Origin of the sequence: Leclercia tamurae, assembly GCF_025566055.1 — a bacterium.
GTDB lineage: Bacteria > Pseudomonadota > Gammaproteobacteria > Enterobacterales > Enterobacteriaceae > Enterobacter > Enterobacter tamurae.
Map to the genome: position 1 here is coordinate 26,867 of NZ_JAMHKS010000058.1, position 12,077 is coordinate 38,943.

At 54.9% G+C, this 12,077-nt stretch carries 11 protein-coding genes; 4 read left to right on the forward strand and 7 right to left on the reverse strand.

Annotation, left to right across the window (positions count from 1 at the left end; genetic code table 11):
- Positions 1 to 11: 11 nt before the first annotated feature.
- The 6 genes from ispU to rpsB form a co-directional block, all read right to left on the reverse strand.
- Positions 12 to 770, reverse strand: coding sequence for a (2E,6E)-farnesyl-diphosphate-specific ditrans,polycis-undecaprenyl-diphosphate synthase (ispU, locus tag M8318_RS00925; protein WP_106994302.1), 759 nt, complete (start codon positions 768 to 770; stop codon positions 12 to 14).
- A 185-nt stretch (positions 771 to 955) separates the two neighbouring features.
- On the reverse strand, positions 956 to 2,155 hold the full coding sequence (ispC, locus tag M8318_RS00930; protein ID WP_262660669.1) for a 1-deoxy-D-xylulose-5-phosphate reductoisomerase: 1,200 nt from the start codon (positions 2,153 to 2,155) through the stop codon (positions 956 to 958).
- 95 nt (positions 2,156 to 2,250) lie between these two features.
- Positions 2,251 to 2,808, reverse strand: coding sequence for a ribosome recycling factor (gene frr / locus M8318_RS00935; RefSeq protein ID WP_106994300.1), 558 nt, complete (start codon positions 2,806 to 2,808; stop codon positions 2,251 to 2,253).
- Positions 2,809 to 2,975: 167 nt separating this feature from the next.
- Positions 2,976 to 3,701 carry a UMP kinase gene (gene pyrH, locus M8318_RS00940; protein ID WP_166181630.1) on the reverse strand — a complete coding sequence of 242 codons (726 nt, stop codon included), beginning with the start codon at positions 3,699 to 3,701 and terminating at the stop codon, positions 2,976 to 2,978.
- 150 nt (positions 3,702 to 3,851) lie between these two features.
- A complete protein-coding gene (tsf, locus tag M8318_RS00945) occupies positions 3,852 to 4,703 on the reverse strand; it encodes a translation elongation factor Ts (RefSeq protein ID WP_039030310.1) in 852 nt (283 codons plus the stop codon).
- Positions 4,704 to 4,820: 117 nt separating this feature from the next.
- Complete coding sequence (rpsB, locus tag M8318_RS00950) at positions 4,821 to 5,546, reverse strand: 30S ribosomal protein S2 (protein ID WP_106994299.1); 726 nt, start codon at positions 5,544 to 5,546, stop codon at positions 4,821 to 4,823.
- Between the two features lie 321 nt (positions 5,547 to 5,867).
- On the opposite strand from rpsB, the gene map reads away from it, so the two are divergent.
- From map to M8318_RS00970, 4 genes are all read left to right on the forward strand, one after another.
- Positions 5,868 to 6,662 (forward strand): type I methionyl aminopeptidase, encoded by a 795-nt coding sequence (map, locus tag M8318_RS00955; RefSeq protein WP_106994298.1) that lies wholly within the window; start codon positions 5,868 to 5,870, stop codon positions 6,660 to 6,662.
- A gap of 62 nt (positions 6,663 to 6,724) precedes the next feature.
- Positions 6,725 to 9,400: a bifunctional uridylyltransferase/uridylyl-removing protein GlnD gene (glnD, locus tag M8318_RS00960; protein ID WP_262660670.1), complete on the forward strand. Its 2,676-nt coding sequence runs from the start codon at positions 6,725 to 6,727 to the stop codon at positions 9,398 to 9,400.
- 30 nt (positions 9,401 to 9,430) lie between these two features.
- Entirely contained in the window at positions 9,431 to 10,255 is an 825-nt protein-coding gene (dapD, locus tag M8318_RS00965; RefSeq protein ID WP_106994297.1) for a 2,3,4,5-tetrahydropyridine-2,6-dicarboxylate N-succinyltransferase, read from the forward strand.
- A gap of 111 nt (positions 10,256 to 10,366) precedes the next feature.
- A complete protein-coding gene (locus M8318_RS00970; RefSeq protein WP_032616607.1) occupies positions 10,367 to 10,756 on the forward strand; it encodes a DUF3461 family protein in 390 nt (129 codons plus the stop codon).
- A gap of 89 nt (positions 10,757 to 10,845) precedes the next feature.
- Here M8318_RS00970 and cdaR read toward each other — a convergent pair whose 3' ends face one another.
- Positions 10,846 to 12,003, reverse strand: a complete 1,158-nt coding sequence (gene cdaR / locus M8318_RS00975) for a DNA-binding transcriptional regulator CdaR (RefSeq protein ID WP_039030313.1) — start codon at positions 12,001 to 12,003, stop codon at positions 10,846 to 10,848.
- Between the last annotated feature and the right edge of the window lie 74 nt (positions 12,004 to 12,077).

The window sequence follows — 12,077 nt, forward strand, 5'->3', positions numbered from 1 at the left end:
AGCTACCCCCATCAGGCGTTGTCGCCACCAGGCTCGGTACCACCAAAGCGACGCTCTCGATTGGCAAAGGCATGCAGCGCACCTTCAAAGTCTTGTTCATCAAAATCGGGCCAAAGAACATCTGTAAAGTAAAGTTCGGCGTAGGCAATTTGCCACAGCAAAAAGTTACTGATGCGATGTTCTCCCCCTGTCCTAATTACTAAATCCACGGGTGTCAGTTCACTCATGCAGATTTGCTGACTCAGCGCCTCTTCATCAATCTGGTCCGGCTGTAATAGCCCTTCCTGAACCTGTTCAGCCAAATGCCGTACACCCTGGACAATGTCCCAACGTCCGCCATAATTCGCCGCGATATTGAGCGTTAAGCCGGTGTTTTGTTCGGTCAACGCTTCCGCTTTACGAATACGTTCCTGCAAACGTGAGTTAAAACGACTGGTATCGCCGATAATACGCAGGCGAACGTTGTGGCGGTGCAGGCTTTTTACTTCGCTGTCGAGCGCCCACACGAACAATTCCATCAACGCGCTAACTTCCTGCGCAGGTCGATTCCAGTTTTCACTGCTGAAAGCATAGAGCGTTAACGCGTCAATGCCGTTATTGGCGGCAAAAGAAACGGCGCGGCGAACAGATTTCGCCCCAGCTTTATGCCCAAAGGCTCGGATCTTCCCTTGTCTTTTCGCCCAGCGGCCATTGCCATCCATGATGATTGCTACATGACGACAGCCATGTGCTGGCAAGTTCTCGCTTATTGGTTGATTCGCAGACAACATAACGCGTTTTTGGTCCCTGAAAGGATTTAACGGTACTCAGGAATACTGAAGCCTTTACGTAAAAAAGCCGTGTCATACCACGGCTTACCTGACCACGTAACGTCAACTACCCGCAATCAGGTGGCGCAGACTATATCACTGAAGCCCAACGCTAACAAATAGCATGACCACACGCGGCTGGATTATCACCAGCTTGCGAGGTGCGTCACCGCTTTTTGCGCCGTGAGCCTGGCGTTCGCATCGACGGTCAGCACATCATCCACACTTTGCGGCTCGCGTAAATCCATCGCCTCAAGAACAGAGAGGTTCAGCGCAGCGATATCCGTAAAGCGGATCCGCTGTTCGAGGAAGGCGGCGACAGCAATCTCATTCGCCGCATTGAGGGCGGTTGTTGCCGCTTGCCCCTGCTCGAAGGCCTCCATCGCCAGCTTCAGGCACGGATAGCGCTGATAATCCGGCGCGCTGAACGTCAGTGCACTTAATTTGCAGAAGTCGAGCGGCTTCACGCCGGAGACCACGCGGTTTGGCCACGCCATCGTATGGGCAATAGGCGTCCGCATATCAGGTTCGCCTAACTGCGCCATTACGCTGCCATCCCGGTAACGGACCATGGAGTGGATCACCGACTGCGGGTGAATCAACACTTCCATCTGCGCTGCCGAGGCGTTAAACAACCAGCGGGCTTCAATGTATTCCAGACCTTTATTCATCATGGTGGCCGAATCGACGGAGATTTTACGCCCCATCGACCAGTTCGGATGACGGCAGGCCTGATCCGGGGTCATTGAGACCAGGTCAGACAACGGCGTATCGCGGAACGGGCCACCAGACCCGGTAAGCAGGATAGAAGAGACACCATTCTGCTCCAGATCAGCGTACCCCAGGTTTTGCTGAAACGGTTGCGGTAAACTCTGAAAAATAGCGTTATGTTCGCTATCTACCGGCAAAAGACGCGCGCCGCGCTGCTTCACTGCCTCCATAAACAGGCGTCCACAGGTCACCAGCGACTCTTTGTTGGCCAGTAACACCGTTTTCCCGGCATCGATCGCCGCCAGCGTCGGCAGCAGGCCTGCAGCACCCACAATCGCTGCCATCACCTGGTCTACGTCATCGAGGGCTGCCATGTCGCAGGCGGCCTGTTGACCGCTTAATACCTCGGTCCGGCTGCCGTTTTCGGCCAGCAACGCTTTTACCTGGCGAGCACTCTCCTCGTCGTCCATAACCGCATAGCGTGGCGCAAACTCAAGACACTGCTCGACCATGCGCTGAACGTTTTTCCCGGCGACCAGCGCGGTCACGGTGTAGTGTTCAGGATTGTGGCGAACGACGTCGAGCGTGCTGCAACCGATCGATCCGGTTGAGCCGAGGAGTGTTAATTGCTTCATGAATTGTCCAGAAGTAGTGAAACCAGCAAAGCAAAACGCCGCCAGCAAAGCCCAACGGGCCTTCTGTACGGCGTTTTATCAGAGTACGTAAGAAATCAGAACTGCATCAGTTCCGCTTCTTTTTCTGCCAGCGCCGCATCAAGTTTCTTGATAGCTGCATCGGTCAGTTTCTGTACGTCGTCCTGAGAGCGGCGATCGTCATCTTCGCTGATCTCTTTATCTTTCAGCAGCGCTTTCACTTTATCGTTCGCGTCACGGCGTACGTTACGCACGGCAACACGGCCCTGCTCTGCTTCACCACGTACTATTTTGATCAGATCTTTACGACGCTCTTCGGTCAGCGCTGGCAGTGGAACACGGATATCCGTGCCTGCAGAGCTTGGGTTCAGACCCAGATCGGATGCCATGATGGCTTTCTCAACGGCCGGGCCCATGGAGCGATCGAAGACGTTGATTTTCAGCGTACGGGTATCTTCTACCGTGACCTGCGCCAGTTGACGCAGCGGGGTTGGCGTACCGTAGTATTCCACGATAATGCCATCCAGCAGGCTTGGAGAAGCACGGCCAGTGCGGATTTTGCTGATTTGGGTTTTGAACGCTTCTACACATTTGTCCATGCGTACTTCAGCATCTTTTCTGATGTCGTTAATCACGTTACGAATCCTTGGAAACTTGTCTCAGGCAGACTATCTACCAACACAACGCTACAGGTGTGCTAAGTATAGTCGCGTTTAATTCATGACAACGCCAAAGGCGCGTCCAGGTAAGATATCACTACAAAGTAAAGCGGAATCTTACCTGTATTTATCGCCGACGGAAATTATTCCGTGATCAAAGTGCCTTCTTTTTCACCCATGACCACGCGACGCAGGGCGCCAGGCTTGTTCATGTTGAAAACACGGATCGGCAGTTTGTGGTCGCGAGCCAGCGTGAAGGCGGCAAGATCCATCACTTTCAGCTCTTTATCCAGTACTTCGCTGTAGGATAGCTGATCGTACATGGTGGCGGCAGGATCTTTTGCCGGATCGGCAGTAAACACGCCATCCACTTTGGTCGCTTTCAGGACCACATCGGCTTCGATCTCAATACCGCGCAGGCAGGCCGCGGAATCGGTAGTAAAGAACGGATTACCCGTACCGGCGGAGAGGATCACCACGCGGTTGTTGCGCAGCAGGCTGATGGCTTCGGCCCAGCTGTAGTTATCACACACGCCATTCAACGGAATAGCGGACATCAGGCGTGCATTCACATAGGCACGATGCAGTGCATCACGCATAGCCAGGCCATTCATGACCGTTGCCAGCATACCCATGTGGTCGCCCACCACGCGATTCATGCCTGCTTTTGCCAGACCCGCGCCACGGAAAAGGTTACCACCGCCAATGACTACGCCAACCTGGATGCCCAGTTCAACCAGTTCTTTGATTTCCTGCGCCATGCGGTCAAGGATGCTTGCGTCAATACCGAAGCCTTCCGACCCTTGCAGCGCTTCGCCACTCAGCTTAAGCAGAATGCGTTTGTAAACGGGTTTTGCATTGGTAGCCATATTTCTTTCCTGGGACTGTCAACGATTAAGATGGGGTTAATTCTGGCGACATGATATATCGCATCTCAACACAGACACTATAGGCGTCTGGCTGATTTACACATAACGTACACAAAAAGAAGCCGCCCTCAGGCGGCTTCTTTTCGCTGATTAAGACTGCTTGGACATTGCAGCAACTTCTGCTGCGAAGTCAGTCTCAACTTTCTCGATGCCTTCGCCCACTTCAAAGCGGATGAAGCCAGTTACGTCAGCGTTGTGCTCTTTCAGCAGCTGAGCAACAGTTTTGCTTGGATCCATAACGAAAGGCTGGCCAGTCAGAGAAACTTCGCCGGTGAATTTCTTCATGCGGCCTTCAACCATTTTCTCTGCGATTTCTTTTGGCTTGCCAGACTGCATGGCGATGTCCAGCTGAACCTGGTACTCTTTCTCAACAACTTCAGCAGACACGTCTTCTGGCTTAACGAATTCTGGCTTGCTTGCAGCGATGTGCATTGCCAGCTGTTTAACCAGCTCTTCGTCAGCGCCTTTAGCCGCAACCAGAACACCGATACGTGCGCCGTGCTGGTATGAACCCAGAACGTCACCTTCCAGAGAAGATACGCGACGGATGTTGATGTTCTCACCGATTTTAGCAACCAGTGCAACACGCTCTTCTTCGAACTGTGCTTTCAGAACTTCAACGTCAGTGATTTTGCCAGCAATAGCTGCGTCCAGAACTTTGTTAGCAAATGCCTGGAAACCGCCATCTTTAGCAACGAAGTCAGTCTGGCAGTTAACTTCCAGAATGATGCCGTAGGTGCCGTCGATCTTAGTGATGATCACGCCGTCAGCAGCAACGTTGCCTGCTTTCTTAGCTGCTTTGATCGCACCAGATTTACGCATGTTTTCGATTGCCAGCTCGATGTCGCCGTTCGCTTCGGTCAGCGCTTTTTTGCAATCCATCATGCCTGCGCCAGTACGTTCACGCAGCTCTTTTACCAGGGATGCGGTAATTTCAGCCATTCTTAAATCCTCGGGAGATGTGAACTGCCCGGCCAGAAGCCAAACAGTATAAATTGAAAAAAGGGGCCGATAATTGGCCCCTATTCATACACGGTACTAATAAGGGGTAGAACCTTATTATTCAGCTTCTACGAAGCTTTCTTCCGCCTGAGAAGCCAGATCCTGGGAACGGCCTTCACGAACGGTAGTAGCTACAGCGCTCAGGTACAGGCTAACAGCACGGATTGCATCGTCGTTACCCGGGATAACGAAGTCAACACCGTCCGGATCGGAGTTGGTATCAACGATTGCGAATACTGGGATACCCAGGTTGTTAGCTTCTTTGATTGCGATGTGCTCGTGGTCAGCATCGATAACGAACAGCGCGTCTGGCAGGCCGCCCATATCTTTGATACCGCCCAGGCTGTTTTCCAGCTTGTCCAGCTCACGAGTGCGCATCAGCGCTTCTTTTTTGGTCAGCTTTTCGAAAGTACCGTCCTGAGACTGGGTTTCCAGATCTTTCAGGCGCTTGATAGACTGACGAACGGTTTTCCAGTTAGTCAGCATACCGCCCAGCCAGCGATGGTTCACGAAGAACTGGTCGCAGCTGTTAGCAGCTTCTTTCACAGCTTCGCTTGCAGCGCGCTTAGTACCAACAAACAGAATCTTACCTTTACGGGAAGAGATCTTGTTCAGCTCAGCCAGGGCGTCGTTGAACATTGGTACAGTTTTCTCAAGGTTGATGATGTGAACTTTGTTACGTGCGCCGAAGATGAAAGGCTTCATTTTCGGGTTCCAGTAACGGGTCTGGTGACCGAAGTGAACACCAGCCTTGAGCATGTCGCGCATGGAAACAGTTGCCATGTTTTAAAACCTCTATTTAAAAGTTGGGGTTATGCCTCCACGTATCCCATATTACCGACCCCAAAGGGCACCCCGGAATATGTGCCGATACGTGTGTGTTGTTACACAAAGTGAGATTTGTCGCTTCCGTCCATTCTGTGTATCTGAAATGGATCGGAAGTCCGGCGCGCTTTATATCACAAAACGCTACCCGAAACCAACAATTGTTGGCGGAGTGTGCGGTGAAGGAATCTCAATTTGGCAGCATGTGCGCCAGACTGATACCATTGACAACACTTAGACTAGTATTGTCGAAAAAATCGACACCGATGGACAGATTACATGGCTATCTCTATTAAGACACCTGAAGAAATTGAAAAGATGCGCGTCGCCGGTCGTCTGGCCGCTGAAGTGCTGGAAATGATCGAGCCGTTCGTTAAACCGGGCGTCAGCACCGGCGAACTGGACCGCATCTGTAATGATTACATCGTGAACGAGCAGCAGGCGATCTCCGCATGCCTCAACTACCACGGCTTCCCGAAATCGGTCTGCATCTCTATTAATGAAGTGGTTTGCCATGGCATCCCGGATGACGAAAAGCTGCTGAAAGACGGCGACATCGTCAACATCGACGTGACCGTCATTAAAGATGAATACCACGGTGACACCTCTAAAATGTTCATCGTTGGCAAACCGACTATTCTGGGCGAGCGTCTGTGTAAAGTGACCCAGGAGAGCCTCTACCTGGCCCTGAAGATGGTCAAGCCGGGCATTCGCCTGCGTACCCTCGGTGCGGCGATCCAGAAATTTGTTGAAGCAGAGGGTTTCTCCGTGGTGCGCGAATACTGCGGTCACGGTATCGGCCGTGTGTTCCACGAAGAGCCACAGGTTCTGCACTATGATGCGGATGACGGTGGCGTGGTGCTGCAGGCGGGCATGACCTTCACCATCGAGCCGATGGTCAACGCCGGCGACTACCGCATCCGTACCATGAAAGATGGCTGGACGGTGAAAACCAAAGACCGGAGCTTGTCTGCCCAGTACGAGCATACTATTGTGGTGACCGACAACGGCTGCGAAATTCTGACGTTACGCAAGGATGACACCATCCCGGCGATACTCTCGCAAGACGCATGATAAGAAGCCGGCAAATGCCGGCTTTTTTAATGGCTATCGTTTTTTCTTATGGGTGGCGCGCAATGAGTAACCTTTTACCTGAGCAGTATGCCAATACGGCCCTCCCCACCCTGCCTGGCCAGCCGGATAACCCCGGCGTCTGGCCGACGGCCGAGCTGACCTGCGCTGGCATTAAAGCGCATATCGACACGTTCCAGCGCTGGCTGGGGGAGACCTTTGACAGCGGCATCTCCGCCGAAGCGCTCATTGAAGCGCGTACGGAGTTCATCGATCAGCTCCTGCAGCGCCTGTGGATTGACTACGGTTTTGGTCAGCTGGGCGATGTGGCACTGGTCGCCGTCGGCGGCTATGGTCGGGGTGAACTGCATCCTCTTTCGGATATCGACCTGCTGATCCTGAGCCGGAAAAAGCTGCCGGATGAACAGGCGCAGAAAATCGGCGAGCTGCTGACCCTGCTGTGGGACGTCAAGCTGGAAATCGGCCACAGCGTGCGCACCCTGGAAGAGTGTCTCCTGGAGGGGTTATCCGATCTCACCGTCGCCACCAACCTGATTGAATCACGGTTGCTGATTGGCGACGTGGCTCTGTTCCTTGAGTTGCAAAAGCACATCTTTAGCGACGGTTTCTGGCCGTCGGAGAAGTTCTTCGCCGCGAAGGTCGATGAGCAGCAGGTGCGCCACCAGCGTTACCACGGCACCAGCTATAACCTGGAGCCGGATATCAAAAGCAGCCCCGGCGGCCTGCGCGATATCCACACTCTGCAGTGGGTCGCCCGCCGTCATTTTGGCGCCACCTCGCTGGATGAGATGGTCGGCTTTGGCTTTCTCACCGAAGCCGAACGGACCGAGCTGAATGAGTGTCTGCATCTGCTGTGGCGCATTCGTTTTGCCCTGCATCTCGAAGTGACCCGCTACGACAACCGTCTGCTGTTTGACCGTCAGCTGAGCGTCGCCCAGCGCCTGCACTATAGCGGCGAAGGTAACGAGCCGGTCGAGCAGATGATGAAGGACTTCTTCCGCGTCACCCGTCGGGTGGGTGAACTGAATCAGATGCTGTTGCAGCTGTTCGACGAGGCGATCCTGGCCCTGACCGCGGATGAAAAACCGCGCCCGATCGACGATGAATTCCAGCTGCGCGGCACCTTAATCGACCTGCGCGACGAGACGCTGTTTATCCGCAAGCCGGAAGCGATCCTGCGGATGTTCTACGCCATGGTGCGTAACAGCACCATCACCGGCATCTACTCCACCACCCTGCGCCACCTGCGCCATGCCCGCCGCCATCTGACCCAGCCTTTATGCTACATCCCGGAAGCGCGGTCGCTGTTCCTGAGCATGTTGCGCCACCCGGGCGCGGTCAGCCGCGGGCTGCTGCCGATGCACCGTCACAGCGTGCTGTGGGCCTATATGCCGCAGTGGACGCATATCGTCGGCCAGATGCAGTTTGACCTGTTCCATGCCTATACCGTTGATGAACACACAATCCGCGTGATGCTGAAGCTGGAAAGCTTCGCCAATGAGGAGGTGCGCAGCCGCCACCCCCTCTGCGTTGAACTCTGGCCGCGCCTCACCAATCCGGAGCTGATCCTGATTGCTGCCCTGTTCCATGATATCGCCAAAGGGCGCGGTGGCGACCACTCGATCCTGGGCGCGGAAGACGTGCTGAAATTCGCCGAGCTGCACGGGCTCAATTCCCGCGAAACCCAGTTGGTCGCCTGGCTGGTCCGCCATCACCTGCTGATGTCGGTCACCGCCCAGCGGCGCGATATTCAGGATCCCGAGGTGATCAAACAGTTTGCCGAAGAGGTGCAGACCGAGAACCGACTGCGCTTCCTGGTCTGCCTGACGGTGGCTGACATCTGCGCCACCAACGAGACGCTGTGGAACAGCTGGAAGCAGAGCCTGTTGCGCGAACTCTACTTCGCTACCGAGAAGCAGCTGCGTCGTGGTATGCAGAGCACCCCGGACATGCGCGAGCGCGTGCGCCATCACCAGATGCAGGCTCTGGCGCTGTTGCGGATGGAGAGTATAAATGAAGAGGCGCTGCATCTGATTTGGGCGCGCTGTCGCGCCAACTATTTTGTCCGTCACAGCCCGAACCAGCTGGCCTGGCATGCCCGCCATCTGCTGCAGCACGATCTGACCAAGCCCCTGATCCTGCTCAGTCCGCAGGCGACCCGTGGCGGGACAGAGATCTTCATCTGGAGCCCCGATCGCGCTTACCTGTTCGCCGCGGTCTGTGCGGAACTCGACCGGCGTAACCTCAGCGTGCACGACGCGCAGATCTTTACTACCCGGGACGGAATGGCGATGGATACCTTTATTGTGCTGGAGCCGGACGGCAGTCCTCTTTCCGCCGATCGTCACGAGCCGATTCGCTACGGGCTGGAGCAGGCGATCACCCAGCACAGTTGGCAGCCTCCGCAGCCGCGTCGACAGCCGGCCAAACTGCGCCACTTTACCGTCGATACCGAGGTCAATTTCCTGCCGACCCATACCGACCGGAAATCCTTCCTCGAGCTGATCGCCCTCGACCAGCCGGGGCTGCTGGCGCGGGTCGGACAGGTGTTTGCCGACCTGGGAATTTCGCTGCACGGTGCCAGAATTACAACCATTGGCGAGCGAGTAGAAGATTTATTTATAATCGCCACAGCCGACCGTCGTGGGCTTAATAATGCCCTGCAACAGGAAGTGCAACAACGGTTGACAGCAGCCCTCAATCCAAACGATAAAGGGTGATGTTTTTTTTTACCTGGAAAGAGTTGAACTATGCAGCAGTTACAGAACGTTATTGAGTCCGCTTTTGAGCGTCGCGCCGACATTACTCCGGCAAATGTGGATACCGTGACCCGTGAGGCGGTCAATCAGGTGATTTCTCTGCTTGATTCCGGCGCACTGCGTGTAGCCGAAAAGATCGACGGTCAGTGGGTCACTCATCAGTGGCTGAAGAAAGCGGTACTGCTCTCTTTCCGTATTAACGATAACCAGGTTATCGACGGTGCGGAAAGCCGCTACTTCGATAAAGTCCCAATGAAATTCGCTGACTACGACGAAGCGCGTTTCCAGAAAGAAGGTTTCCGCGTGGTGCCACCAGCGGCCGTGCGTCAGGGTGCTTATATCGCCCGTAACACCGTGCTGATGCCATCCTACGTGAACATCGGCGCTTACGTTGACGAAGGCACCATGGTGGATACCTGGGCGACCGTGGGTTCCTGCGCGCAGATCGGTAAAAACGTGCACCTCTCCGGCGGCGTCGGTATCGGTGGTGTTCTGGAGCCGCTGCAGGCCAACCCGACCATCATCGAAGACAACTGCTTCATCGGCGCACGCTCCGAAGTGGTTGAAGGCGTGATCGTGGAAGAAGGCTCGGTGATCTCGATGGGCGTTTACATCGGTCAGAGCACCCGTATTTACGATCGCGAAACCGGCGAAGTGCATTACGGTCGCGTTCCGGCGGGTTCCGTGGTGGTTTCCGGCAATCTGCCATCAAAAGATGGCAAATACAGCCTCTACTGTGCGGTGATCGTCAAAAAAGTCGATGCGAAAACCCGCGGCAAAGTTGGCATCAACGAACTGCTGCGCACCATCGATTAATCGGGTATAACAAAAAGCGGGGGCAACCCCGCTTTTTTTATATCTCAGGGTGGCGAAAATAGATTTTTTCGTGAATTATTCATGGGTTATGTTGAGATCAAGGGTACCGCTATGTACGATAATCTGAAAAGTCTGGGCATTACTAATCCTGATGAAATTGACCGTTACAGCCTCCGTCAGGAAGCCAACAACGATATCCTGAAAATCTATTTCCACAAGGATAAAGGCGAGTTCTTCGCCAAGAGCGTGAAGTTCAAGTACCCACGTCAGCGTAAGACTGTCGTTGCCGATGGCATCGGTCAGGGTTACAAAGAAGTGCAGGAGATCAGCCCGAATCTGCGCTATGTGATTGATGAGCTGGATCAGATTTGCCAGCGCGATCGCACTGAAGTGGATCTGAAGCGGAAGATCCTGGATGACCTGCGTCATCTGGAAAGCGTCGTTGCCCACAAGATCACGGAAATCGAAGCGGATCTTGAGAAGTTGACCCGTAACAAATAAGTCGCTTTATTGCCCGGTGGCGCTACGCTTACCGGGCCTACATGTTTTCGTAGGCCCGGTAAGGCGCAGCCGCCACCCGGCAAACAACATCACCGCTGCTCATCCAGTTGCAACGCCACATACAGCAACAGCCGGTCGTCAAAATTCCCCAGATCCAGCCCCGTTAACTCCGAAATACGGTTCAGGCGGTATTCCAGCGTATTACGGTGAATAAACAGCGCCTTTGACGTCGCCAGCGGCTGGACGTTATGACGGAACCACGCCTGCAGCGTGCGCCGCAGCAGGCCGTTGTTATCCATCGCTTTCAGACGTACCAGCGGGCGGGCCAGCTCGTTGGCCTGCCAGCCGCCGCGCAGGCTGTCGAGCAGCACCGGCAGCATCAGATCCTGATAAAAATAGCTGCGGTTTTCCGGCATACGCTGCTTGCCGACCATCATGGTGGTGCGGGCCGTACGCCAGGAGCGGGCTATGCTGCCCGGGCCGGTGAAGTAGTTACCTAACGCCACCCGAAAACGCAGCTGCCCGTTCTCTTTCATCCGCGCAATCAGCTGCTCCACCCGTCGCCGATGATCTTCCGCATCCCAGCGACCGAACTGGTTTAATGCCGGTTTGAGTACCACCATCTCGGTCAGCGAGACGATCGCCACCAGGTTATTGCGTTCCGGCGTTGCCAGCGCGTTCTGCAGCTGCTGCAACTCTACCATGGCGCTGTCGACACCCAACTGACCGCTGTCGACTTCGATCACCGCCACCACGCGGGGCTGGTTAAGGTCGATGCCCAGACGTTGCGCCCACTCGGTCAACGCCGGGGTATGCTCTTCCGCCTGGATCAGGTTCATGACCAGCTCTTCACGCAGGCGGCTGTCCTGCGCCAGCAGGTGCATCAGGCGGGATTGCTCCAGCATCATCTCTGCCGTCATACAGACCAGCTCGCCATATTTGCGCAACGATTCCGGCTCGCCGGTCAGGCCGATCACCCCGACAATCTCGCCTTCCAGACGCAGCGGCAGGTTGATCCCCTGGCGCACGCCATGCAGATGCCGCGCCACCGCGTCATCAATATCCACCACGCGCCCCTGAGAGAGCACCAACAGCGCACCTTCGTGCAATTCCCCAATACGCTCGCGATCGCCGCTGCCAATAATTCGGCCACGTGCATCCATCACGTTGATATTGGTGTCGATGATGCGCATTGTTCGCGCCACGATATCCTGCGCCATTTTGGTATCAAGATGCCAGCCAGCCATGTCGCCCTCCTCTGAGCAGAGCTCAAGCATATGGAAGATTAATTAGGCCTGCATTGTGCGAATGCACAAACTGA